At 71.6% G+C, this 24,910-nt stretch carries 20 protein-coding genes; 12 read left to right on the top strand and 8 right to left on the bottom strand.

The window, feature by feature from the left end:
• Nucleotides 1-242 precede the first annotated feature (242 nt).
• Nucleotides 243-5,726 (top strand): carboxyl transferase domain-containing protein, encoded by a 5,484-nt coding sequence (locus M8C13_RS03095; protein ID WP_252478877.1) that lies wholly within the window; start codon nucleotides 243-245, stop codon nucleotides 5,724-5,726.
• A gap of 52 nt (nucleotides 5,727-5,778) precedes the next feature.
• Entirely contained in the window at nucleotides 5,779-6,783 is a 1,005-nt protein-coding gene (locus M8C13_RS03090; RefSeq protein WP_252478876.1) for an AraC family transcriptional regulator, read from the top strand.
• On the opposite strand, the gene M8C13_RS03085 is transcribed toward M8C13_RS03090, so the two are convergent.
• Nucleotides 6,701-7,819: a substrate-binding domain-containing protein gene (locus tag M8C13_RS03085; RefSeq protein ID WP_252478875.1), complete on the bottom strand. Its 1,119-nt coding sequence runs from the start codon at nucleotides 7,817-7,819 to the stop codon at nucleotides 6,701-6,703. The two genes, M8C13_RS03090 and M8C13_RS03085, sit on opposite strands and share 83 nt — an antisense overlap.
• Before the next feature lie 103 nt (nucleotides 7,820-7,922).
• Between M8C13_RS03085 and M8C13_RS03080 the strand changes: the two genes are divergently transcribed.
• The 3 genes from M8C13_RS03080 (at nucleotide 7,923) to M8C13_RS03070 (ending at nucleotide 12,584) form a co-directional block, all read left to right on the top strand.
• On the top strand, nucleotides 7,923-10,661 hold the full coding sequence (locus M8C13_RS03080; RefSeq protein WP_252478874.1) for a polysaccharide lyase family 8 super-sandwich domain-containing protein: 2,739 nt from the start codon (nucleotides 7,923-7,925) through the stop codon (nucleotides 10,659-10,661).
• Nucleotides 10,662-10,674: 13 nt separating this feature from the next.
• The gene (locus M8C13_RS03075; protein WP_252478873.1) at nucleotides 10,675-11,481 is read left to right on the top strand and encodes a hypothetical protein; all 807 of its coding nucleotides are present in this window, start codon (nucleotides 10,675-10,677) and stop codon (nucleotides 11,479-11,481) included.
• A gap of 122 nt (nucleotides 11,482-11,603) precedes the next feature.
• On the top strand, nucleotides 11,604-12,584 hold the full coding sequence (locus M8C13_RS03070) for a YihY/virulence factor BrkB family protein (RefSeq protein ID WP_252478872.1): 981 nt from the start codon (nucleotides 11,604-11,606) through the stop codon (nucleotides 12,582-12,584).
• Between the two features lie 10 nt (nucleotides 12,585-12,594).
• Here M8C13_RS03070 and M8C13_RS03065 read toward each other — a convergent pair whose 3' ends face one another.
• Nucleotides 12,595-13,584, bottom strand: a complete 990-nt coding sequence (locus tag M8C13_RS03065; protein ID WP_252478871.1) for an inorganic phosphate transporter — start codon at nucleotides 13,582-13,584, stop codon at nucleotides 12,595-12,597.
• On the bottom strand, nucleotides 13,584-14,204 hold the full coding sequence (locus tag M8C13_RS03060) for a DUF47 domain-containing protein (RefSeq protein WP_252478870.1): 621 nt from the start codon (nucleotides 14,202-14,204) through the stop codon (nucleotides 13,584-13,586). Before M8C13_RS03060 ends, M8C13_RS03065 begins: the two co-directional genes overlap by 1 nt.
• A 132-nt stretch (nucleotides 14,205-14,336) precedes the next feature.
• On the opposite strand from M8C13_RS03060, the gene M8C13_RS03055 reads away from it, so the two are divergent.
• The 3 genes from M8C13_RS03055 (at nucleotide 14,337) to M8C13_RS03045 (ending at nucleotide 17,444) form a co-directional block, all read left to right on the top strand.
• Nucleotides 14,337-15,284, top strand: coding sequence for a glutaminase (locus tag M8C13_RS03055; protein ID WP_252478869.1), 948 nt, complete (start codon nucleotides 14,337-14,339; stop codon nucleotides 15,282-15,284).
• 274 nt (nucleotides 15,285-15,558) lie between these two features.
• Entirely contained in the window at nucleotides 15,559-15,783 is a 225-nt protein-coding gene (locus M8C13_RS03050; RefSeq protein ID WP_252478868.1) for a mersacidin/lichenicidin family type 2 lantibiotic, read from the top strand.
• On the top strand, nucleotides 15,711-17,444 hold the full coding sequence (locus M8C13_RS03045; RefSeq protein ID WP_308202756.1) for a peptidase domain-containing ABC transporter: 1,734 nt from the start codon (nucleotides 15,711-15,713) through the stop codon (nucleotides 17,442-17,444). Before M8C13_RS03050 ends, M8C13_RS03045 begins: the two co-directional genes overlap by 73 nt.
• A gap of 32 nt (nucleotides 17,445-17,476) precedes the next feature.
• Here M8C13_RS03045 and M8C13_RS03040 read toward each other — a convergent pair whose 3' ends face one another.
• The 3 genes from M8C13_RS03040 to rox form a co-directional block, all read right to left on the bottom strand.
• A complete protein-coding gene (locus M8C13_RS03040; protein ID WP_252478866.1) occupies nucleotides 17,477-17,929 on the bottom strand; it encodes a ricin-type beta-trefoil lectin domain protein in 453 nt (150 codons plus the stop codon).
• Nucleotides 17,930-18,056: 127 nt separating this feature from the next.
• Nucleotides 18,057-18,521: a hypothetical protein gene (locus M8C13_RS03035; protein WP_252478865.1), complete on the bottom strand. Its 465-nt coding sequence runs from the start codon at nucleotides 18,519-18,521 to the stop codon at nucleotides 18,057-18,059.
• 22 nt (nucleotides 18,522-18,543) lie between these two features.
• The gene (rox, locus tag M8C13_RS03030; RefSeq protein WP_252478898.1) at nucleotides 18,544-19,977 is read right to left on the bottom strand and encodes a rifampin monooxygenase; all 1,434 of its coding nucleotides are present in this window, start codon (nucleotides 19,975-19,977) and stop codon (nucleotides 18,544-18,546) included.
• 243 nt (nucleotides 19,978-20,220) lie between these two features.
• Between rox and M8C13_RS03025 the strand changes: the two genes are divergently transcribed.
• Both M8C13_RS03025 and M8C13_RS03020 read left to right on the top strand, forming a co-directional pair.
• A complete protein-coding gene (locus tag M8C13_RS03025; protein ID WP_252478864.1) occupies nucleotides 20,221-20,961 on the top strand; it encodes an SDR family oxidoreductase in 741 nt (246 codons plus the stop codon).
• A gap of 41 nt (nucleotides 20,962-21,002) precedes the next feature.
• The gene (locus M8C13_RS03020) at nucleotides 21,003-21,680 is read left to right on the top strand and encodes a TetR/AcrR family transcriptional regulator (protein ID WP_252478863.1); all 678 of its coding nucleotides are present in this window, start codon (nucleotides 21,003-21,005) and stop codon (nucleotides 21,678-21,680) included.
• Here M8C13_RS03020 and M8C13_RS03015 read toward each other — a convergent pair.
• Both M8C13_RS03015 and M8C13_RS03010 read right to left on the bottom strand, forming a co-directional pair.
• Nucleotides 21,677-21,922, bottom strand: coding sequence for a LuxR C-terminal-related transcriptional regulator (locus M8C13_RS03015; RefSeq protein ID WP_252478862.1), 246 nt, complete (start codon nucleotides 21,920-21,922; stop codon nucleotides 21,677-21,679). The genes M8C13_RS03020 and M8C13_RS03015 overlap by 4 nt on opposite strands.
• Nucleotides 21,923-22,008: 86 nt before the next feature.
• Complete coding sequence (locus tag M8C13_RS03010; RefSeq protein WP_252478861.1) at nucleotides 22,009-22,698, bottom strand: AAA family ATPase; 690 nt, start codon at nucleotides 22,696-22,698, stop codon at nucleotides 22,009-22,011.
• 276 nt (nucleotides 22,699-22,974) lie between these two features.
• Between M8C13_RS03010 and M8C13_RS03005 the strand changes: the two genes are divergently transcribed.
• Nucleotides 22,975-23,787 carry an NAD(P)H-binding protein gene (locus M8C13_RS03005; protein WP_252478860.1) on the top strand — a complete coding sequence of 271 codons (813 nt, stop codon included), beginning with the start codon at nucleotides 22,975-22,977 and terminating at the stop codon, nucleotides 23,785-23,787.
• Complete coding sequence (locus M8C13_RS03000) at nucleotides 23,784-24,899, top strand: epoxide hydrolase family protein (protein ID WP_252478859.1); 1,116 nt, start codon at nucleotides 23,784-23,786, stop codon at nucleotides 24,897-24,899. Before M8C13_RS03005 ends, M8C13_RS03000 begins: the two co-directional genes overlap by 4 nt.
• The last annotated feature ends 11 nt before the right edge of the window (nucleotides 24,900-24,910 follow it).

Here is a 24,910-nt window from a genome sequence, read left to right as displayed (position 1 = left end):
ACAGCCCCGCCGCCGTAACCTGAATTCACAGGTTCTTTGTGGCAGATCTGGTGTGAATCGGGTGCTCGGTGGTGTAGTGCGGCTCGCGCTTTGTATGGTTCCTACAAAGCAAGGGCCTCGGCATGCGCGATCCGGAACATAGTTGAGCCGGGCTCCAATCCAGCAGGGTATACAGCGGTGCAGGCGACGCTCCGGGACCCGGACGTCGCCTTCCGCGTGCGGGTAATTGGGAGGCTCAGCCGGTGTTCAGTCGTGTCGCCATCGTCAACCGTGGAGAGGCCGCGATGCGGCTCATCCACGCCGTCCGGGATCTGTCGGCGGAAACCGGGCAGCGGATCGAGACGGTGGCCCTCTACACCGACGCCGACCGCAGCGCGACCTTCGTCCGGGAGGCCGATGTCGCCTATCCGCTCGGTCCGGCCTCGGCCCGGCCCTACCTCGACTACGCGGTGCTGGAGAAAGCGCTGGTCGAGACCAAGGCCGATGCCGCGTGGGTCGGCTGGGGCTTCGTCGCCGAGGACCCGGTGTTCGCCGAGCTGTGCGAGAAGATCGGGGTCACCTTCGTCGGGCCGAGCGCTGAGGCCATGCGGCAGCTCGGGGACAAGATCGGCGCGAAGCTGATCGCCGAGGAGGTCGGGGTTCCGGTCGCGCCGTGGAGTCGCGGCGAGGTCGCGACGCTGGATGACGCGTTGCGGGCCGGGGAGCAGATCGGCTATCCGCTGATGCTCAAGGCGACCGCGGGCGGTGGTGGCCGCGGTATCCGCCGGGTGGACTCGCACGAGCAGCTGACCGAGGCCTACCAGCTGACCCGGCAGGAGGCCGAGCGCGCGTTCGGCTCCGGCGTGGTGTTCCTGGAGCGGCTGGTCACCGGGGCGCGGCACGTCGAGGTGCAGGTCATCTCCGACGGGCAGACCGCCTGGGCGCTGGGCGTGCGCGACTGCTCGGTGCAGCGGCGCAACCAGAAGATCATCGAGGAGTCCGCCTCGCCGGTGCTGGCGCCCGCGCAGACCGCTGAGCTCAAGGCCTCCGCCGAGCGGCTCGCGGTCAAGGTCGGCTACCGCGGCGCCTGCACGGTGGAGTTCCTCTACCACCCCGGCGAGAAGCTGTTCGCGTTCCTGGAGGTCAACACCCGCCTCCAGGTCGAGCACCCGATCACCGAGATCACCACCGGCACCGACCTGGTCCGGCTCCAGCTGCACGTCGCCGGTGGCGGCCTGCTGGAGGGCGAGCAGCCCGCCGAGCTCGGCCACGCCGTGGAGGCCCGGCTCAACGCCGAGGACCCCGACCGCGACTTCGCCCCCGCCCCCGGCCGGATCACCCGGCTGAACCTGCCCGCGGGCCCCGGCATCCGGGTGGACACCGGCGTCTCCGAGGGCGACACCATCCCCGGCGACTTCGACTCCATGATCGCCAAGATCATCGCCTACGGCCGGGACCGCGAGCAGGCGCTGGGCAGGCTGCGCCGCGCGATGGCCGAGACCACCGCGATCATCGAGGGCGGCGCGACCAACAAGAGCTTCGTGCTCGACCTGCTCGACCAGCCCGAGGTCATCGAGGCCACCGCGGACACCGGCTGGATCGACCGGGTCCGCGCCGAGGGCCGCCTGGTCAACCACCGGCACTCCGCGATCGCACTGGCCGCGGCCGCGATCGAGGCCTACCAGGACGAGGAAGAGGTCAGCAGGCAGCGGCTGATCTCCACCGCGCACGGTGGCCGCCCGCAGGCCCAGCACGAGGTGGGCCGCCCGCTGGACCTCAAGCTCCGCGGCGTCGGCTACCGGGTGTGGGTGGCCAGGGTCGGCCCGCAGCGGTTCCGGGTCGGCGTCTCCGGCGGCGGCGAGGTGCACCACGCCGACGTCGAGGTCGAGCGCTTCGACCAGCACTGCGGCCAGATCCTGGTCAACGGCCGCCGGTTCCGGCTGGTCTCGGCCACGCACGGGCCCATCCACCTGGTCGAGGTGGACGGCGTCACGCACCGGATCAGCCGCGACGAGGGCGGCGTGGTCCGCGCCCCGGCCCCCGCGCTGGTGGTGGCCACCCCACTGGCCGCCGGTGACGAGGTCGAGTCCGGCGCGCCGATCCTGGTGCTGGAAAGCATGAAGATGGAGATGGTGCTGCGCGCGCCGTTCCGCGCCAAGGTCCGCGAGTGCCCGGTGTCGGTGGGCAGCCAGGTGGAGACCGGCACCCCGCTGATGCGCCTGGAGCCGCTGGCCGAGGAGGGCGCGGAGGTGGAAGCCGCCGCCGAGACCGGCGCGGTGGAGATCGACCTGCCCGCCGAACCCCTCGGCGTGTCCGCGGCCGAGCGCGCCGAGCGCGGCCTGCAGGACCTGCGCAGCCTGCTGCTGGGCTTCGACGTCGACCCGCACGACCGCGGCCGCGTGCTCGCCCAGTACCTGGCCGCCCGCGCCGAGCTGGGCAGCAGGCCGCTGCCGGGCGAGCTGGAGCTGCTCACCGTCTTCGCCGACCTCTCCGAGCTCAGCCGCAACAAGCCGGGCAACGAGCTCGACGTCGAGCCGCACAGCCCGGTGCACAGCCCGCGCGAGTACTTCCACAGCTACCTGCAGAGCCTGGACGTGGAGCGCGCCGGGGTCACCGAGGGCTTCCAGGCCAAGCTGCAGCGGGTGCTCTCCCACTACGGCGTCACCGACCTGGCCCGCACCCCGGAGCTGGAGGCCGCGGTCTTCCGGATCTTCCTGGCCCAGCAGCGCACCGCCACCGACGTCGCGGTGGTCTCGGAGGTGCTGCGCCAGTGGCTGGCCGGCGCGCCGCCGCTGGAGTCGATGCGGGAGAGCGCGGGCCTGACCCTGGAACACCTGGTGCAGGCCACCCAGGTGCGCTTCCCGGCGGTCTCGGACCTGGCCCGCGGCGTGGTGTTCCGCTGGTTCGCCCAGCCGCTGCTGCGCCGAACCCGCGCCGAGGTCTACGCCGAGGTGCGCGGCGAGCTGCGCTACCTCGACCGCAACCCGGACGCCCCGGACCGCGCCGAGCGGATCCAGGCCATGGTGTCCTGCTCCGAGCCGCTGGTCCGGCTGATCGGCCAGCGCATCGGACGGCCCGGCCGGGACCACGCGCCGCTGCTGGAGGTGCTGACCCGTCGCTACTACGGCAACCGCTGGCTGTCCCAGGTCACCAGCAGGCAGACTGCGGGCTGCCCGTTCGTCACCGCCGAGCACACCGGCCCGGACGGGGTGGCCCGCGTGGTCACCACCGCGGTGGACATCGGCTCCCTGCCCGCGGCCATCGGCGCGCTCGGCGCCTTCGCCGACGGGGTCGCCGACGGTGAGCTGGTCGCCGACCTCTACGTCACCTGGGAGGACCAGCCCGACGCGGAGGCGATGTCGGTGCGGCTGGGCGAGCTGCTCACCGAGCACCCGCCGCCGGCGGCCATCCGCCGGATCACCACCGCGGTGGCCGGCACCAGCGGCGCGGTGATGCACCACCACTTCACCTTCCGCCCCGACGGCGACGGCTTCGCCGAGGACCGGCTGATCCGCGGGCTGCACCCGCAGATCGCGGACCGGCTTCAGCTGCAGCGCCTGCGCGAGTTCGACCTCACCCGGCTGCCCTCGGCCGATGAGGAGATCTACCTCTTCCGCGCGGTGGCCAAGACCAACCCGGCCGACGAGCGGCTGATCGCGATGGGCCAGGTCCGGGACCTGACCCCGCTGCGCGAGGCCGAGGGCCGCCTGGTCGCGCTGCCCGCGCTGGAGGACGCGATCACCACCTGCATCGGCGCGATCCGCGACATCCAGGCGCAGCGCCCGCAGAACAAGCGGTTCGACACCAACCGGATCATGATGTACGTCTGGCCGTCGACCGAGCTGTCCACCGACGAGCTGAACCAGCTGACCCAGCGCATCCTGCCCACCGCCACCGGCGCCGGGCTGGAGGAGGTCCAGTTCCTGGCCCGCCGCCGCACCGCGAACCGCGAGCTGGCCGAGGTGTCGGTGCGGATCACCCTGGAGCCGGGCAACGGCGCGCACCTGCACGTGGGCGAGCCGGACACCGAACCGGTGCGGCCGCTGGATGACTACCGGCAGAAGGTGTTGCGCGCGGCCCGCCGCGGCAACGTCTACCCCTACGAGCTGACCGACCTGCTGGCCGGCAACGAGGGTGTGTTCACCGAGCACGACCTGGACGAGCACGGCGTGCTGGTGCCGGTGGACCGGCCCAAGGGCAAGAACGCCGCCGCGATCGTGGCCGGGGTGGTCAGCACGCCGACCGAGCGGCACCCCGAGGGCGTGACCAGGGTGGTGCTGCTGGGCGACCCGACCAAGGCGCTGGGCGCGCTGTCGGAGCCGGAGTGCTCGCGGGTGATCGCCGCGCTGGACCTGGCCGAGCGGATGCGGGTGCCGCTGGAGTGGTTCGCGCTCTCCTCCGGCGCCCGGATCTCGATGTCCTCCGGCACCGAGAACATGGACTGGGTGGCCACCGCGCTCAAGCGGATCGTGGAGTTCACCCAGGCCGGTGGCGAGATCAACATCGTGGTCGCCGGGATCACCGTGGGCGCGCAGCCGTACTGGAACGCCGAGGCCACGATGCTCATGCACACCAAGGGCATCCTGGTGATGACCCCGGACTCGGCGATGGTGCTCACCGGCAAGCAGTCGCTGGACTTCTCCGGCGGCGTCTCGGCCGAGGACAACTTCGGCATCGGCGGCTACGACCGGGTGATGGGCCCCAACGGCCAGGCCCAGTACTGGGCGCCGAACCTGGCCGGGGCGCGCGATGTGCTGATGTCGCACTACGACCACACCTACGTGGTGCCCGGTGAGGCCGCGCCGCGGCGGGCGGTGACCAACGACCCGGTCGACCGGGACGTCACGCCGTACCCGCACGCCATCGTGGGCAGCGACTTCGCCACCGTCGGGGAGATCTTCTCCGTCGAGCACAACCCGGACCGCAAGAAGCCGTTCGACATCCGCACCGTGATGCGCGCGCTGTCCGACCAGGACCACCCGGTGCTGGAGCGCTGGGCGGGCATGGCCGACGCGGAGACCTCCGCGGTGCAGGACGTGCACATCGGCGGCTACCCGGTCTGCCTGATCGGCATCGAGTCCCGTTCGGTGCCCCGCCGCGGGTTCCCGCCCACCGACGGCCCGGACACCTACACCGCGGGCACCCTGTTCCCGCGCTCGTCGAAGAAGACCGCGCGGGCGATCAACTCCGCCTCCGGCAACCGCCCGCTGGTGGTGCTGGCCAACCTCTCCGGCTTCGACGGCTCCCCGGAGTCGATGCGCAAGCTGCAGCTGGAGTACGGCGCGGAGATCGGCCGGGCGATCGTCAACTTCGAGGGCCCGATCGTGTTCTGCGTGATCTCGCGCTACCACGGCGGCGCGTTCGTGGTGTTCTCCAAGGCGCTCAACCCGAACATGACCGTGCTGGCGCTGGAGGGCTCCTTCGCCTCGGTGCTCGGCGGCGCGCCCGCGGCGGCGGTGGTGTTCTCCGGCGAGGTGAACAACCGCACCGCCAACGACCCGCGGGTGGCCGAGCTGCAGGCGATGGTCACCGCGGCCAGCGGCGCGGAGCGGGCCGGGCTGAACACCCAGCTGGCCGAGGTGCGCTCCTCGGTGCGGGCGGAGAAGGTGAGCGAGGTGGCCGCGGAGTTCGACCGGGTGCACAGCATCCAGCGCGCGGTCGAGGTCGGCTCGGTGGACGCGATCATCAGCGTGGCCGAGCTGCGGCCGCGGATCATCGAGGCCATCGAACACGGCATGAAGCGCTGACCAGCGCGGGCACCGGCCAGCCATGGCCGGTGCCCGCCAGCAGGGAGCCGGGATGAGTGAGCAGGCTTCGCCGCTGGGGCGGGAAGTGCTCAGCGGAGCGAGCCTTGAGGTGCTGGAAGCGCTCTACGGCGAGTACGCACCGCCCGAGCTGCCCTGGATCAACGCCGCCACGCCGAAGTCGGCCCGGTTCTGGGTCACCTTCCTGGCCGGGGTGCCGGATCCGGCCTTGCCCTACGGCATGGGCACCTCGCTGGCCGACACCGCGGGCGACGCCGAGTTCGAGGTGCGCGGCCGGGCCAGGGCCGACCACTACGTGATCCGGACTTTTCCCGGCCGCCGCGGGCATTTTCAGGTCGACGGCCTGGAACCGATGGACAGCCTGGTGCAGTCACCGCGGCAGCGGCACCGGCAAGTGGTGCCCGCGCGGACCTGGGTGCGGGAGCTGGTGCTGCCCAAGGCCAGGGTGACCGAGGCGCTGCGGGTGCGGCTGGGGGAGGAGCCGAGCCGGGAGCTGCGCTTCGATCCGGTGCTGCGCCAAGGGATTCCGGCGGTGGCCGGGCTGGTGCAGCTGATCAACGGCTGGGCCGACCCGCGGCGGGCGCAGCTGCTGGCCGCTTCGCCGCTGGCGTTGCGGCACTTCGAGCAGCTGCTGGTGCAGGCCCTGCTGGACGCGCAGCCGCACGAGCTGAGCGAGGAGCTGGACCGGCACGCGGCCGGCCTGCCCATGGCCGCGGTGCGGCGGGCGATGGTCTACTGCGAGGAGCACGCGGACCGGCCGATCTCGGTGCCGGACATGGCCGCGGCGGCCGGGGTCGCGGTGCGGCAGTTGCAGCGCAACTTCCAGGAGCACCTCGGCATGGGCCCGCTGGAGTACCTGCGGCGGGTGCGACTGGACAACGTGCACCAGGAACTGCTCGCGGTGGCCTGCGGCCGGGCCAACGGCACGGTGGCCGAGATCGCGCGCCGCTGGGGGTTCACCCACCAGGGCCGGTTCGCCCAGTACTACCGGGAGACCTACGGCTGCCCACCCTCGCAGACCCTGCGCCAGCCGCGCTGACCGGGCTCGCGCCGCAGGAAGAACGCACGATCAGGCGGGGCACCATGCGCACGTGCCGCACCGGCGCGGCCGGGTTGCGCAGGTGGGCCAGCAGCAGTTCGGCGGCGCAGCGGCCCAGGTGCGCCTTGGGCGGGGCCACCGCGGTCAGCGGCGGGTCGGCCAGCGCGGCCACCTCGTCGTCATAGGAGACCACCGCGAAATCCCTTGGCACCACACAACCGTGCGAGCGCAACCGCTGGAGCAGCAGCGCGGCGTCCTGGTCGCTGTGCACCAGCGCGGCCGTGACGCCGGTCCGCGCGCACTCCTCGATCAGCGCGGACACCGCCTCGGCCCGCTCGTCCTGGCTGACCGCGAGCACCGGAGCGGCGGAAAGTCCCAGCGCCGCAACGGCTTGCGCGTGACCTTCCAGGATGCCCGGCCTGGTCGGCGTGTCCACCGCGAGCAGCGCCACGCCCCGGTGGCCGAGTCCGGCCAGGTGGGCCACCGCCCTGGCCGCGCCCGCCGCGTGGTCGGAGCGCACGGAGTCCACTTCGGACAGATCAAGCCCGTTGACCTGGCGCTCCAGCACCACGCACGGCACACCCAGCCCGCGTGCCCAGTCCCGCATCACGGTGCCCGGCGCGGGAGTCAGTAACAGTCCGCGCGCGCCGGCGTCCACCATCGCCCGTGCCTGCCGCCACTGCTCCTGCTCGTCGTAGCGGGAGACCTGGAGCACCAGCCTGCCCCCGGCGGCGGCCAGCGCGGACTGCGCGCCGCGGATCATGTCCGGGAAGTAGAAGGCGGTCGACGGCGACACCATGCCGACCACGACCTCCGCCGGTTCGGCCGCCGCGGCCTTCTGCGCGGCCAGCACCGCCGCGCCGCCGTGCACCCTGCTGAGCAGGCCGCGCTCGGCCAGGTGGCCGATGTCGCGCCGGACCGTCATGCCCGAGACGCCCAGCAGCGCGGCCAGTTCCGCGGCGCGCACCGACCGGCGCCTGCGCACCTCGGCCAGGATGCGCTCGTGCCGCTCCTGTGGCAGCAGGGCCTCGTTCACCGCCACCCCTGTCTGTGCACATTTGTCCGCTTGGCTGCGGAAAGGTTGACCGTTGGGGCATCTTGGTCGGAGGGTGCGAAGGAGCACAAGTAGGGAGGCCGCGATGTCTTTCCCCCTGTCCCGCCGCCAGCTCCTGCTCGCCACCGGCGTCCTGGCCGCGGTGCCACTGGGCGCGGCCTCGGCGGCCACCGAGTTCGACACCCTGCGCCTGCGCTGGGCGAACGCGCTCACCGGCGGCGCGATCAACCCGGCCGACCCGGTCTTCCGCACCGCACTGTCCACTTTGGACAGCCAGGCCCGGCGGCACCGGGACACCATGACCGGCTCGCTCTGGCCCGACCTGCCGCTGGGCTCCTCCTCGGCCAACCTGACCGCCAGCTTCACCCGGCTCCGCCTGATGGCTCTGGCGCACGCCACCCCCGGCACCTCGGTGACCGGTGATCCTCGGCTGGCCGCCCAGATCGTGCACGGGATGTCCGTGCTCGGTGAAACCTATCGGGCCGGGCAGAAGCAGTACGGCAACTGGTGGGACTGGGAAATCGGCTCCCCGCAGGCACTTCTGGACCTGTGCGTGCTGCTGACGGTCCCGGACACCCAGCTCGCCGCGCACCTGGCCGCGGTCGACCACTTCGTGCCGACGCCCTACCGGATGATGCCGGCCAGAAAGGTCTCCACCGGCGCCAACCGCGCGGACCTGGCCCTGGTGGTCGCCCTGCGCGGCATCCTCGGCGCCAAGGCCGAGGCGCTGGCCGTGGCCAGGGACAGCCTGTCCGACCTGTTCCCCTACACCCGCAGCGGGGACGGGATGTACGCCGACGGCTCGTTCGTCCAGCACGACACCGTGCCCTACACCGGCACCTACGGCCACGTCATCCTCAACCGGCTGGCCCAGCTGTTCCTGCTGCTGGCCGGGTCCAGCTGGGACGTCACCGATCCGTTGCGCGCCAACGTGCACGCCTCGGTCCCGGCGGCCTACGCGCCGATGGTCTTCCGCGGCCGGGTCTTCGACTTCGTGCGCGGCCGGGCCATCTCGCGCACCGGCGAACGCGACGCCGACGACGGCCTGTACTTCGCCTGGGACCTGTTGCTGCTGGCCAGGTCCGGCCACCCGGAGCTGCGTTCGCTGGCCAAGACCTGGCTGCTGGCCAACACCGCCCGCCCGGTCAGCGCGCACGGCACGGTCGCCCAGATCGCCCTGGCCGCCCCGGTGCTGGCCGACGCGAGTATTCCGGTACAGCCGGAACCGGTGGGGCACAAGCAGTTCCCCAGCATGGACCGGGTGGTGCACCGCGGCCGCGGCTGGGCGCTGGCCATCGCGCTGAACTCGGCCAGGATGAACCGGTTCGAGTCGATGAACGGGGAGAACCTGCGCGGCTGGCACACCACCGAGGGCATGACCTACCTGTACACCACGGCCCGGCCCGGCGACTTCACCGACGAGTTCTGGCCCACCGTCGACCCCTACCGCCTGCCCGGCACCACGGTCAGCGCCACCCGGCTCGCCGACGGTGCGGGCGCGGCCTCCCTGCCCGGCACCACCTGGGCCGGTGGCGCCGCCCTGTCCGGCAAGCACGGCGCGGTCGGCCTGGACCTCCAGGCGCACCAGAACACCGTGACCGCCAAGAAGTCCTGGTTCTGCCTCGGTGAGGTGGTGATCGCCCTCGGCGCGGGCATCACCGGCGTGGACCGGGTGGAAACCGTGCTGGAGAACCGCAACGGCGCGCCCGCGCTCACCACCGGCGGCCCGCCCGAGCGCACCGGCTGGCTGGCCATCGACGGCGTCGGCGGCCTCGTCTTCCCCACGCCGACCGCCGTGCACACCCTGCGCGAGCAGCGCACCGGGCGCTGGCGCGACATCAGCACCACCGGTCCCACGACCGCGATCACCCGCCCCTACCTGACGCTGTGGCTGGACCACGGCGTCAACCCTGCCGGAGCCTCCTATGCCTACCTCCTGCTGCCCGGCGCGTCCGCCGAGGCCACCAAGGCCTACGCCGCCAACGCGGAAGCCAGGGTGCTGGCGAACACCGCGACCGTGCAGGCGGTGACCGACCGCCGCACCGGTATCACCGCGGCCAACTTCTTCACCGCGGGCACCGCCGCCGGAATCACCGTGGACGGTCCCGCTTCCGTGCTCGCCCAGGACCAGGGCGGCTCGCTCACCCTCGCGGTCGCCGACCCGACCAGGGCGGCCGCGACCCGGCTGGTCGAGTTGGCCCGCACCGGTTTCCGGCTCGCCGAACCCGCGCCCGGCTGCACGCTGCTCAGCTCCGCCCCCACGGTCAAGCTGCTCGTGGAGACCGGCGGAACCCTCGGCGCGACCAGGACCATCCGCCTCACCCGCGGCACCCAGCCGGCCCGCCGCGCCGAGTTCCGGACGGCCGAGGCCGACACCTACGTCCGCGACGGCTCCCACGCGAACACCAACTACGACAACGAGTCCAGCCTGGTGATCAAGCGAGTCGCCGGTGGCGCGGGCTTCACCCGCCAGGCCCTGCTTCGCTTCGCCCTGCCCAGCGGCCCGATCGAGCGGGCAGTGCTGTGGATCAAGGGCCGGGTCGAGGACTCCGGCGGCACCCAGACCGGCGTGCGCGCCTACGGCATCAGCCCCGACTGGGACCCGGCCACGGTCACCTGGAACACCCGGCCCGCCCTCGGCCCCGCCGCGGGCACGGCGACCGCCAGCACCGCCACCGACTGGCTGGCCTTCGACGTGACCGCACTGGCTTCCGGCGGCAAGCTGGCCGTCGCGCTGTACCAGGACGAGCCCGGCCTCGCCGTGGTCACCAGCGGCCCGTCGACCCTCCAGGTGGTGCTCGGAAACTCGCTGGACCTCGGTTGATACCGCCTGGGGCATGGGTGGCGAGATGAAGCTCGCCGAGGCCGACCTCGCGCTGACCGAGTTGGAGGACCTGATCCGCCGGATCAACCGCACCAACGCGGCCACCCGGCTCGGCGTCCAGCGCACCAACCGGGAGGTCGACCTGCTGGGCGGCACAGTTCACCACCACGTGCTGGTTCCCGAAGACGATGAGGGCGGGCAAGGGGTTTTTCCGCGTGGATACAGTGGCCTGGTGAGATCACAGCTCCGCACCGCCGCCCGGTCGATCACCGTGGTCGGCACCGCGATCGGCGTCCTGGTGACGGCCTTCGTGGTGATCGTCGTCTGGTGGTTCGCCGGTCTGGTGCTGGTGCTCGGCGGGTGGGTGCTGCCCGGCTGGGCACTCGGCGGCGGGCTGCTGGTGCTCTCGGTGACGTTGTGGCGCTACGGCGTGGCGATCCGCCTGCCCGAAGCCAAGATCCGACGGGTGCTGCCCCGCTGGAGCGTGGCGTGGCTGGCCGTGCTGACCGGGTTGTGCGCTCTCCTCGGCGCGCTGGGCGACGTGTTCGCCGACTACCGGGTCCTGCGACCGCCCGGCCCGGACGGCTGCCAGGCCGTGGTCCGGGAGAGCGCGGTCGTGCTCGCAGGCAGGGGAGAGGTCTATGCGGTGGAGTTCGCCGGGATCGGCCTGCGCCGAGGGTCCTGGTTCGCCGACGACGGCGGCCGCCCGGTCGCCCAGGGCGACTACGAGCTGACCTGGGGCGATTCGGGCATCCTCAGGGTCTGGGGCACGGAGGGCAACCCGGTCTACCCCGCGCTGCACGACCTCGAGTGCTCCTGACCGCGAACAGCGGCGTGCCGGACCGCCCGATCCGCCCAGCAGCTCACCCGCGTACGGCGGGATTGCCCGCGCGCTGAGCGGGTAGGCCCCGCGGGAGCGAGTCGATGGCGGAGGTGGACGGGATGTCGACGGAGCAGGCGGGCACCGGGGCGGCGCGGGCGGAGAAGCCGACCGAGCTGCCCAAGCGGTCGTGGAAGCAGGTGCTCAGGCGCACCATCAGCGGGTTCAGCAAGGACAACCTGAGCGACTGGGCCGCCGCCCTGACCTACTACAGCGTGCTCTCCCTGTTCCCCGGCCTGCTGGTGCTCACCGCCGTGCTCGGCCTGCTCGGCCCCTCGGCGACGCAGACCCTGATCGACAACATCAACACCGTCGTGCCGGGGCAGGGCAAGGACATCCTGGTCAACGCCATCGGCGAGCTCCAGCGCTCCCAGGCCTCCGGGCTGCTGGCGATCGTGGGCCTGGCCGGTGCGCTGTGGTCGGCCTCCGGCTACATTGCCGCGTTCATGCGTGCCTCGAACGCGATCTACGAGATGCCCGAGGGCCGTCCGCTGTGGAAGACCGCGCCGTTGCGGCTGGGGCTGACCCTGGCGGTGGTCGTGGTGCTGGCGCTGTGCGCGGTGGGGGTGGTCGCCACCGGCGCGCTGGCCGAGGGGATCGGGCAGCTGCTGGGGGTCGGCTCCACGGGGGTGCTGGTGTGGGACATCGCCAAGTGGCCGGTGATCGCGGCGCTGGTGGCCCTGGTGTTCGCGCTGCTGTACTGGGCCGCGCCGAACGTGCGGCAGCCCCGCTTCCGCTGGCTGAGCCCCGGTGGCGCGCTGGCGGTGCTGCTGTGGGTGCTGGCCTCGGCCGGGTTCGCGCTGTACGTGGCGAACTTCGGCTCCTACAACAAGACCTACGGCTCGCTGGCCGGGGTGATCGTGTTCCTGGTGTGGCTGTGGATCACCAACCTGGCCGTGCTGCTGGGCGCCGAGCTCGACGCCGAACTGGCCCGCGGCAAGCGCATCGCCGACGGCCAGCCCGCCGAGCAGGAGCCGTTCCTCCCCGCCAGGGACACCAGGGCGATGACGGAAGAGGAACGGCCCGCCGTGCCGGAGCGCTGAGCGCCCCGGCTCAGAACAGCGAGATCAGGCCGTAGGTGCCCGCGGCGACCGCGGCCGAGGCCGGCAGGGTGAGCACCCAGCCCTTGGCGATGTCCGCGGCCACCGACCAGCGCACCGCGGAGCGGCGGGTGGTCGCGCCCACGCCCATCACCGCGGAGGTGATCACGTGCGTGGTGGAGATCGGCGCGCCGAAGGCGAACGCGGTCAGGTACAGCACCGAGGAGGCGGAGACCTCGGCGGCGAACCCGTGCGCCGGGGTCAGGTGGAAGATCCGCCTGCCCATGGTGCGCATGATCCGCAGGCCACCGGCGTAGGTGCCCGCGCCCAGGGCCAGCGCGCAGACCAGCACCACCCAGAACGGCACGTGGTAGCCGGTCTGCTGGTGGCCGATGACCAGGGCCAGCACGATCACGCCCATGCTCTTCTGCGCGTCCTGCAGGCCGTGCCCCAGCGCCAGGCTGGCGGAGGAGACGATCTGGGCCTTGCGCATGCCCCGGCCCACCCGGTGCATGTTGCCGTTGCGGAAGATCCACATGATCGCGGTCATCACGGTGTAGCCCAGCAGCAGGCCGACCGTGGGTGAGATGATCATCGGCACGACCACCTTCATCAGCACCCCGGACCAGTGCACGGTGGTGGCCGAGGCCAGCGCCGCGCCCACCAGGCCGCCGATCAGGGCGTGCGAGGAGGAGGACGGCAGCCCGAAGTACCAGGTGATCAGGTTCCACACGATCGCGCCGACCAGCGCGGCCAGCACCACGTGCAGCCCGTGGTCGCCGTCCGGGGTGTCGATCACCCCGGAGGCCACGGTGACCGCGACCGCGGTGCCCAGCAGCGCGCCGATCAGGTTCATCACCGCGGCCATGGCTAGCGCGGCGCGCAGGGTCAGCGCGCGGGTGGAGACCGCGGAGGCGATCGCGTTGGCCGCGTCGTGGAAGCCGTTGGTGAAGTCGAAGCCCAGGGCGAGCACGATCACCACGACCAGCGTGATGTCCAGCATCAGGATTCCTTGACCGCGATGGTGCGCACCACGTCGGCGATGTGCTCGAAGGCGTCGGCGGCCGCCTCCAGCTGGTCGACGACCTCCTTGAGCTTGATGACCTCCAGCGCCTCGGTCCGCCCGTCGAACAGGCGGGAGAGCAGCTGGCGGTACACCTTGTCCGCCTCGTCCTCCAGCGAGTTGATCTCGACCCAGTAGTCGGTCAGCCCGTGCGGGTCGGCCAGCCGCTTCATCGCCCCCGCGGTCAGCTGCGCGGCCCTGCTCAGCAGCTCCACCTGGTGGTCCACGCCCTCGGGCAGCACGTCCACCCGGTACACCACGGTCAGGTCCACCGCGGCGTCCATGTCGTCGACCACGTCGTCCAGCCGGGTGGCCAGCCGGTAGATGTCCTGGCGGTCGAAGGGGGTGACGAAGGAGCGGTCCAGCAGCTCGATGATCTCGTGCGTGGCCCGGTCCCCGATGTTCTCCAGCTCGTGCATGCGCTCGGCCAGCTCGGCCCGGCGCTCATCGGGTGAGCGCACGAACTCCCGCAGCACCTCGGCACTCGCGGCGATGTTGTTGCCGATGTCGGCGAACAGCTCGAAGAAACGCGGGCTGGTGGGTCTCCGGCTCAGTCGCATGTGGTCGTCACACCCCGTTGTGATCGTCGCGTCGTGTCCGCCGGGGAACCTACCGGGCGCACCGAATCGTTCGCACACCGTCCACCCCGTGTTCACCGGGTACGGTCGGCCGGGCGGGTACGAAGGAGTGTCATGGCCGTGTCAGAGCAGCAGGTCACCGACTCAGGGGACCTGGTCTCCGTGCTGGCGAGCGTCTTCACCGAGGTCGCGCCGGGCGCGGGCGGGCAGGGCCGGGTGGCCGACTACATCCCCGCGCTGTCCGAAGTGGATCCCGGCGGCTTCGGCTTCGCCGCCGCGGACCTGGCCGGGCGGGCGGTCGGGGTGGGGGACTGGCAGGCGCCCTTCTCCATCCAGAGCGTGTCCAAGGTGTTCTCCCTCGCCCTGGTGCTGGCCGCGGAGGGCGAGGCGCTGTGGCGGCGGGTGGGGCGGGAGCCCTCGGGGAACCCGTTCAACTCGCTGGTGCAGCTGGAGTACGAGAGCGGGATTCCGCGGAACCCATTCATCAACGCCGGCGCGCTGGTGGTGACCGACCGGCTGCTCTCCCTCACCGGGGACGCCCGGGGCGCGGTGCGCGATTTCCTGCGCGCGGAGAGCGGGAACGAGCGGGTCGATTTCGATGTCGCGGTGGCCCGTTCGGAGACCGCGCACGGGGACCGGAACGCGGCTTTGGCGCATCTGATGGCCAGTTATGGCAATCTGGAGAATCCCGTTCCGCTGGTGCTCGAACACTATTTCTGGCAGTGCTCGATCACGATGAGCTGCCGGGACCTCGCCGTGGCCGGCTCATTCCTCGCCCGGCACGGAGTGCGCGCGGACGGTTCCCGGTTGTTGTCGCGCAGCGAGGCGAAAAGGGTCAACTCGGTCATGCTGACCTGTGGCGCCTACGACGCCGCCGGGGAGTTCGCCTACCGGGTCGGGCTGCCCGGCAAGAGCGGGGTCGGCGGCGGGATCCTGGCCGTGGTGCCCGGCCGGTACTCGCTGTGCACGTGGAGCCCGGCGCTGGACGAGCGTGGTAACTCGGTCGCAGGCGTGGCCGCCTTGGACCGGTTCACCACGCTCACCGGGCTTTCGGTGTTCTAACCGGCCACCACGTCCTCCTCGTAGCTGCGTTCCCCTCGCCCAGAGCATGCGCCGGAACCACCCCCGAGGACATGGTGGAAACACCACGAGAAGAGCGTCGCGGGGCCTGTGGAATTCCGTAGTAATGGCGGCGTTGCGCTCGCTTAAAGGAATTCAAAAGGGCGGTGTCCCGACAAGTGTGTGGGATCGTGAAGTCAATTCGGGAGTACGGTTCTGGTGCCGGTCCGAAAGGGTCGGCGAATCCCTCAGAAAACTCCCTACCTAAGGAGCTGTCATGGACATTGTGCGCGTGTGGAAGGACGCGGAGTACCGGCGTTCGCTGGGCATCGTGGCGCATCCGGCCGGTGAGGTGAACCTCTCCGACGCCGCGCTGGCCAACGTGGCCGGTGGCGCCCGCCCGACCTGGGTCTGCCCGAGCAAGGTCGTGTGCCAGACCACGCCCACCCTGACCACCACGACCACCGCGCAGACCGCCAAGAGCGTCTGCGTCTGCCCGTAACAGACCCGCCGGGGCCGCGCCTACCCACGACGTTCCCGCCGATCGGCCTGCTGCCCGCGCTGCTCACCCAGTACCTGGTGGACGAGGTGGTGCCGGCGGGGGAGCAGGGCACGCTGACCGCGCTCGGCCTGGGCTTGGTCGCCTTCGTCGCAGGGCAGGCCATGACCGGCTACGGCCGCGCGGAACTGTTGGTGTACCTGCAAACCAGGACCAGCCGGAACCTGTCCACGAAGTTCCTGCGGCGGCTGGTGGACCTGCCGTACTCCTACTTCCAGCTGCGCACCGGCGGCGACCTGCTGAGCCGCTTCGGCAGCAGCGAGGTGATCAGGGACCTGGTCACCGCCCAGTTCCTCGCCCTGGTCCTGGACGGCGCGCTGGTGCTGCTCTACCTCGGCGTGCTCTTCGCCGGATCGGCGGCCTTCGCGCTGGTGGTCGCGGCCACCGGGGTGCTGAACCTGGTGGTGCTGTGGCTGTTCGCGCGGCGGGCGCACGAGCTGACCGAGACGCAGCTCTCCCGGATGGCGCACACCCAGAGCTACCTGCTGGAGACCGTGGTCGGGGTGGAGACGATCAAGGCCTCCGGCGCGGAGGACCGGGCCTACCAGCGGTGGTCGCGGATGTTCGACCGGCAGCTGCGGGTGAGCATGGACCGGCAGTCCCTGGACAACCACATGGACCTGTGGCTGACCGTGCTGCGCGCCGGGATGCCGTTGGGGCTGCTGTGGTTCGGCGCGCACCTGGTGCTTTCCGGCGAGTTGGGCCTCGGCCAGATGCTGGCGATGAACACCCTGGCCGGTTCGGTGTTCGCGCCGCTGACCTCGCTGGCGGTGAGCGCGAAGTCCTTCCAGACCGTGGGCGTGCACCTGGCCCGGATCCAGGACGTGCTGCGCGAGGCGCCCGAGCAGCCGGACCGGGAGATGTTGCTGCGCCCCAAGATCACCGGCGCGATCGAGCTGGACCGGTTCTCCTTCCGCTACGGCCCGGAGGCCGACCCCGCGGTCAGCGAGGTCTCGGTGCGCTGCCCGGCCGGCTCGAAGATCGCCATTGTGGGCCGCACCGGCTCCGGCAAGAGCACCCTGGCCCGGCTCATGCTCGGCCTGTACCGGCCCAGCTCGGGCACGGTGTGTTTTGACGGTGTGCCAACGGAACTGCTCGACCTGACCGCGCTGCGCGGGCAGTGCGGGGTCGTCATACAGACCCCGCACATCTACAGCGGCTCCATCCTGGAGAACCTGACCCTCAAGGTGCCGGACGCCCCGTTCCCGGAGGTGGTGCGCGCGGCGGAGCTGGCCGAGGTGCACGAGGACCTGATGCGGATGCCGTTGAACTACCACACGATGCTCTCCGAAGGCGGCGCCGGACTCTCCGGCGGCCAGCTGCAACGGCTGGCCATCGCCCGCGCGGTGCTGGGCAAACCGAGGATCCTGCTCTTCGACGAGGCCACCAGCCACCTGGACGCGGCCACCGAGCTGGCGGTGCAGCGCAACCTGGACGAGCTGGGCAGCACCCGGATCGTGATCGCGCACCGGCTGAGCACGGTGCGCAACGCCGACCTGATCATCGTGATGGACAACGGCCGCATCGCCGAGCTCGGCACGCACGAGAAGCTGCTGCGCGACGGCGGACCGTACGCCACGCTGGTGGAGTCCCAGCTCACCTGAACAGGGGCCCCGGCGCGCCAGGGCACCGCTGGTCAGTCGAAGTTGAACGCCCACTTCTGGGTCGCCGCGCCGGTGCACGGCAGGCTCTCCACGTAGCGGTCGTCGCGGTGGGTCAGGCACAAACCGCTGCCGGCCAAGGGCTTGATCTGCCCTTCCGCGGTCTGGGTCCACTCCTGCCGCCGATGAGCGGGGACCAGGCAGGTACTGGCGGTGGTGGTGCCGCCGGTCAGGAGGCACTGGCGGGTCTTGACGTTGCGGAGGACGTACCCGACACGCTCCCACCTGGCCCCGTCGCCGTAGACGGGCAGGCAGGGCAGCATCGAGACGGTGGTGCTCTGCGTCATGGTCAAACACGCGTTGCCGTTGGCGATCCGGGAGTACGTCGCGGCCGCGCCCTGGCCGGTTGCGGAAGCCGTGGCGGGCAGTGCGACGGTCACGGTCATCAGGGCGAGAGCGACGCCGATGGTGCGGATCAGTGCGCGCATGCCGATCTCCTTCAGGTAGGGGTGTGGCTGGATCCTGGCACGGTGTTGATCACGAGTGCCGGTGTCGCCGGATGGCCGCCCACAAGGACGCCTGAAGAGGCGGGCCGCGCGCGTGACCCGCCTCGACCTAGGCCCGTGCGAACTCCATGATCCAGTTGGACTCCCAGCTCTGGCCCTCGTCAGCGGAGAACTCCTGCTCCCAGCGGGCGGAGTCCGCGGTGATCGCCGACCAGGTGAACCGCACCAGCACCGGCTTGCCCTCGAACTCGTCCACGCCGTGAAAACGGCCCAGCCCGTCGGTGAAGCCGCCCACCACCGGCGGGCCGAGCACCCCGGTGCGGCTGTTCGCCCAGTAGATCGACCACTCGCGGCGCTCCGGGTCGAACAGCCGCAGGGTGAGGCCCCGGCTGCCCAGGGTGGGGAAGACGATCTCGTCGAGGCAGCCGCCGCCGTCGAAGACCGACTGGGCGGTGGAGGTGCCGGGGAAGGTGACCCAGTCCGGGCAGTCGGCGAGCCACTGCTCGCGGCGGTGGTTGGTCACGTGCCAGGAGCCGGTGAGGAAGTCGAAGTCGTTCATGCCGACGATCCTCACCGGCCAACCCTGACACCTACTGTCAGCCGACCGGCCGGTCGGCGCCGAACCACTTCGGCAGCTGCTCGATCAGCTCCGACTGGTCCGCGCCGGCCCAGGCCACGTGGCCGTCCGGGCGCAGCAGCACCGCGGGCGCGTCCAGCTCCTCGCTGACCTCGACCACGTGGTCGACCCGGTCCGCCCAGCCCCCGACCGAGAGCGCCCCGGTCTGGTCGAGCAGCAGGCCACGGCCGCGGTGCATCAGCTCGTAGAGGCTGCCCTGCTTGAGCGGCAGGTCCCGCAGCCGCTTGCCCAGCAGCGGATGGCCTTCGCCGAAGTCGTAGCGCACCCCGATCGCGGTGACCTTCTCCACCAGGTGCCTGGCCACCTCCTCGAAGTCCATCAGCTCCGAGAGCAGCCTGCGCACGGCCTGCGCGCCCGGGTCGGTGGACATCAGCTGGCTCTGCGCGCGGGTGTTGTCCAGCACGTCGGCGGCCACCGGACGGCGCTCGGTCTCGTAGCTGTCCAGCAGACCTTCCGGCGCCCAGCCCGCGACCTCGGCGGCCAGCTTCCAGCCCAGGTTGAACGCGTCCTGCACGCCCAGGTTGAGGCCCTGGCCGCCCAGCGGCGGGTGCACGTGCGCGGCGTCACCGGCCAGCAGTACCCGGCCGACCCGGTAGCGCTCGGCCAGCCGGGTGGCGTCGCCGAAGCGGGAGAGCCAGCGCGGGGAGTGCACGCCGAAGTCGGTGCCGGCGAACAGCCGCAGCCGCTCGCTGAGCTCCTCGATGGTCGGCGGGACGGCGCGGTCCTCGGCCACCGTCGCGGCGGGCACGACCGCGCGGAAGAGCCCGTTCCCGGCGGGGCCGATGCCGAAGGTCTTGTGCGTCTCGCGGACCTTGGCCACCAGCTCGGTCAGCTCCGGCAGCGGCATGGTCACCTCCAGCTCGCCGGTCAGCCACTCGGTGGTGGCCGCCTCGCCGGGGAAACCGACGCCGAGCAGCTTGCGCACCGTGCTGCGGCCGCCGTCGCAGCCGACCAGGTAGCGCCCGCGCAACCGGCTGCCGTCGGCCAGCTCGGCGGTCACCCCCTGCTCGTCCTGGCTCAGCCCGACCAGCTCGCAACCGCGCCGGATCTCCGCGCCGGCCTCGGCGGCGTGCTCGGCCAGCAGGCGCTCGGTGATGGGCTGCTTGATGCCGAGGAGGTAGCCGTGCGCGGTGTCCATCCGCGCCGGGACCGGCTTCTGGATGGCGGCGAAGTGGGTGCTGAGCGGGTACTGCGTGCCGTGCGCGAGGAACCGGTCCAGCAGGCCGCGCTGGGCCATCACCTCGATGCTGCGAATGTGCAGGCCCAGTGACCGCACGTGGTTGGTCGGTTCCGCGTCCTTGTCCAGCACGAGCGTGCGCACGCCGTGCAGCCGCAGCTCCGCGGCCAGCATCATGCCGGTCGGGCCGCCACCGGCAATGATCACGTCAAACATCAGGTCCCCGATTTCCGCTGGTTGTGGCATCGGCCGCAGAGTCTGCGGGATGACCGGGGCCTTGCCGCAAGACCCCCTACGCGCTATAAGTTGAAGTGGGCAGGGAGAGGTCTTCTCCTTGCCTTCGTCTTTTTCACCCATCCCGGTCACCCCTGAGCCGGCGGCCACACCCGCTGATATGGACTCGGCGTTCATATCGTGGTTATATGGACTCAGCGTTCATTTGAAGCTGAGGAGCTGGTCATGACTACTTCCACCGCCAGCCGCGTCGCACTGGTCACCGGTGGTTCCGGCGGCATCGGCCGGGCCGTCGCCGAGCGGCTGGCCCAGGACGGCCTGGCCGTGGCCGTGCACTACGCGGGCAACAGGGCCAGGGCCGAGGAGGTCGTCGCGGCGATCACCGCGGCGGGCGGCACCGCCATCGCGGTCGCGGGCGACGTGGCCGAGGAGAACGACATGCGGGCCGCCTTCGACGCCGTGGAAAACGCTTTCGGCGGCGTCGACGTGGTGGTCAACACCGCCGGGATCATGCTGCTGGGACCGGTGGCCACCTTCGGCCTGGACGACCTGGACCGCATGCACCGCACCAACATCCGCGGCACCTTCGTGGTCAGCCAGCAGGCGGCGGCCCGGGTGCGGGCCGGCGGCGCGATCATCAACTTCTCCACCTCGGTGGTGCGCACCCAGCTGCCCGGCTACGCCGCCTACGTGGCCAGCAAGGCCGCGGTGGAGGGCATGACCCTGATCCTGGCCCGCGAGCTGCGCGGCAAGGACATCACCGTCAACGCGGTCGGCCCCGGCCCCACCGCGACCCCGCTGTTCCTGGACGGCAAGGACGAGACCACCATCGCCAACTTCGCCAAGGCCACCCCGCTGGAACGCCTGGGCGCGCCCGGGGACATCGCCGAGGCGGTGTCCTTCCTGGCCGGTCCGGCCCGCTGGGTCAACGGCCAGGTGCTCTACGCCAACGGCGGCCTCGCCTGAGCCGCACCCCCAGTTTCCGTTCGCAGGTAAGGAAGTCCGTCATGTCCTCAGTAGTCCTGGTCACCGGTGCGGGCACCGGGATCGGCAACCTCACCGCCCGCGCCAGCGAGCTGGTCGAGCTGGACGTGACCGCACCGGCACGCACCCGGCGAGGACGTGGGCGCAGACCGGCGGATGAGGTCCGCGCCGACGTCCTGCACGCCGTGGGGGAGCTGCTGCTCGCCGAGGGGATGGCCGAGCTGACCTTCGAGCGGGTGGCCAAGCTCGCCGGGGTCAGCAAGACCACCCTGCACAAGTGGTGGCCGTCGCGGGGCGCGCTGGCCCTGGACGGCTACTTCCACGCCGTCGCGGACACCCTGGCCTTCGCCGACACCGGCGACCTCCGGGCCGACCTGGTCGAGCAGTTGCGCGCCTTCGCCCACGTGCTGACCGGGACCCCGGGCGGCCGGGTGCTGGCCGAGCTGATCGGGCAGGCGCAGACCGATCCGGAACTGTCCCGGTCGTTCCGGGCGCTGTACTCCGCGCAGCGGCGCGGGCTGGCGGCCGACCGGCTCCGGCGGGCCCAGGAACGGGGACAGCTGCGGGCCGGGGTGGACGTGCGGGTGCTCATCGACCAGCTCTGGGGCGCGGTCTACCACCGGCTGCTGATCCCGGACGAGCCGATCACCGAGGAGTTCGTCCACGCGCTGGTGGCCAATCTCCTGGACGGCGTCGGCTAACGCTCCACAAAGGACTCAGCCACCCGCGGCGGCCAGGACCCGGCGAGCAGGATGCCAGCCGCGTAGGCGCGGGCGACCAGCGCGACCCGGTTCGGCGCGGACAGCGAACGCTGCATCGCGGCCAGGTGGTACTCCACGCCGCGCGCGCTCAGCCGCAGCCGCACCGCCAGGCGGTGGGTGGTCTCGCCGCGGGCGATCCCCTCCAGGATCCGGGCGCGCGTCGCGCTCAACTCTGAGGTCATCCTCCCACCCTCCGCAGTCCGGCAGGCCCCCGATCATCGACGCTCCAGGCGTCGCGGGCACCGTGGAAACACCACGAGAACAGGACTCAACCAGGCCGGATCGCGTAGATCTCGCGCAGTCCGGCCCGTCCGGTCACACCGAGTTTCCGGTAGATCGCGGAGAGGTGACCCTCCACCGTCCGCTGGGTCAGGTCCAGCGCGGCCAGCGGGTCGGGCCACTCCGCCCACTCGCCGAGCCGCCGGGTGAGCAGGAACAGCACCCGGTGCCCGGCCAGTCGCCTGCTCGCGTACCGCAGCCAGCGCGCCGAGGCCGCGTCCGCCAGGTGCGCGTCGTCCACCACGAGCACCAGCGGTCCGCGGCGGGCCAGGTGCGCGCACAGCCAGTACAGCCCGTGCAGCACCGCGAACGGCGCCTCCGCCGGCGGCACCTCGCCGGGCCCGGCCGCGGCGGTGAGCACCCGCGCCGCGGGCTGCGCGGGTCCGGCGAGCAGTTCAGCCCGTGCCCCGGCATCGGCCAGCAGCGGCCCAAAAAGCCGGCGCACCATCCCGAAGGCGACTGGGCGTTCCCATTCCCCGCACCGCGCCCGCAACACGTTCACCCGGTCTGCGGCCAAGCCGTCGGCGAAATGCTCGGCCAGACTCGTCTTCCCGATTCCGGCCGGACCCTCCACCAGCACCACCCGCGACTGCCCGGCCGCGACCAGCGCCGCCTGTTCTGCCAGCTGAACCAGCTCACGGTCCCGGTCCAGCAGAACGGGGGAGGCACACGTTCCCATCAGCGCCCTTTCGGTCCACCGCGCGATTCTTCGTCAGGTTAGCCCGCGAATGTCATGAAACTGTCGTCGTGGTGTCGACCGTAAGTGCTAACCCGCATAGGGATAACTGATCCGACGGTAGATTAGTCCGTTTTTGTTTTTGCCTTGAAATAAGCAACGCGGGTTATTCAAAATGAAAGCACAGCACCGCCTGGCCCGCGTCTAGCGATCGCTAGATCCGGTCTGGCGCCTTCTGGATGAGCGCCGAGAGCCGGCGCGGGGAGGACTTGAGCACTCATGACGATCCTGGTTACCGGGGCGACCGGCACGGTGGGACGACAGATCGTGGGCCAACTGGTGGCCGCGGGGCACCGGGTGCGGGCGCTGACCCGGCGGCCGGAGCAGGCCGGGCTGCCCGCCGAGGTGGAGCTCGCCCGTGGCGACCTGTCGAACCCGGCCAGCGTGGAGCCCGCCCTGGAGGGGGTCACCGGGCTGCACCTGATCACCGTGGACGGCGAGGGCGTGCTGCAGACCGGTGAGGAGCTGGTGGCACTGGCCAAGCGGGCCGGGGTGCGGCGGGTCAGCGTGCTCAGCGGCTGGGAGGAGAGCAGCGTCGAGCGGGCGCTCAACGCCAGCGACCTGGGCTGGACCTGGCTGCGGCCGGTGGAGTTCATGGCCAACGCCACCGAGTGGGCCGAGGAGATCCGCACCGAGGGCAAGGTCCGCCTGTTCGGCAACGAGCCCAGCGCGGCGGTGCACGAGGCCGACATCGCGGCGGTGGCGGTGGCCGCACTCACCCAGGACGGGCACGCCGGCCAGAGCTACCTGCTCACCGGTCCGGAGGCGCTCACCGCGACCGAGCGGATCGAGTGCCTGGCCACCGCCATCGGCAAGCCGATCGAGGTGGTGCACCTGACCGAGGCGCAGTACCGGGAGCAGCTGGCCTCCTTCGGCTTCGACGAGGGCTACATCGACTTCGCCATCCACCTCGGCGCCAACCCGCCGGAGATCGGCAAGCACCCGGCGCCCACGGTGGCCGAGGTGGCCGGGCGGCCCGGGCTCACCTTCGCCCAGTGGGCCACCGAGAACGCCAAGCTGTTCCAGGCGTGAGGGAACCGGTGACCTTCACCCCCTTCCGCATCGCGGTTCCGGAGGCGGACCTGGCCGACCTCCGGAACCGGCTGCTGGCCACCCGCTGGCCTGCCGAACTGCCCGGCGTCGGCTGGGCCCGCGGCGTGCCCGTGGACTACCTGCGCGAGCTGGCCGAGTACTGGCGCACCGGCTACGACTGGCGGGCGCACGAGTCGGCGCTCAACGAGCACCCGCAGTTCACCACCGTCATCGACGGGCAGACCGTGCACTTCCAGCACATCCGCTCGGCCGACCCGGCGGCGACCCCGCTGGTGCTGCTGCACGGCTGGCCGGGCTCGTTCGTGGAGTTCCAGGACGTCATCGGCCTGCTCACCGACGCCTTCCACCTGGTGATCCCGTCCCTGCCGGGGTTCGGCTTCTCCGCACCGCTGGCCGAGCCGGGCTGGTCGCCGCGGCGGATGGCGGGCGCGCTGACCGAGCTGATGGCCAGGCTGGGCTACCAGCGCTACGGCGTGCAGGGCGGGGACACCGGTTCCTGGGTCGGCCCGGAGATGGGCAGGCTGGCCCCGGAGCGGGTGCTCGGTGTGCACCTGAACGGGATGATCTCCTTCCCGAACGGCGAGGAGGGCGAGTTCGACGAGCTGAGCGAGGCGGACCTGGCTCGCTGGGCCGCGATGCAGGAGTTCAACGACGGCTACCTCCAGGTCAACTCCAAGCGCCCGCAGACGGTGGCCTACGCCCTGCACGACTCCCCGGCCGGGCAGCTGGCCTGGATCGTGGAGAAGTTCAAGGAGCTGACCGCGCTGGAGGAGGGCCTGCCGGAGGAATCCGTTGCCAGGGACCGGATGCTGACCAACATCAGCCTGTACTGGCTGACCGGCACCGCGGGCTCGGCCGCCCAGGTCTACTACGAGAGCATCACCGCCGAACCGCATGACGAGACGACGGTGAGCGGGGTGCCGACCGCGGTGCTGGTGTCCACAATGGACGTCACCATCCGGCCGTGGGCCGAGCGCGACCACCACATCGTGCGGTGGACCGAGACCGACCGCGGCGGGCACTTCCTGGCCATGGAACAACCGAGGTTGTTCGCGGCGGATGTCCGGGAGTTCTTCAGCCAGTTGCGCTGACTCCCCGCCTG

Origin of the sequence: Crossiella sp. SN42, from assembly GCF_023897065.1 — a bacterium.
In the GTDB taxonomy this organism is placed as follows: domain Bacteria; phylum Actinomycetota; class Actinomycetes; order Mycobacteriales; family Pseudonocardiaceae; genus Crossiella.
Note: the sequence above shows the minus strand (reverse complement) of the source record. Positions and strands in the feature narration are given on the sequence as shown.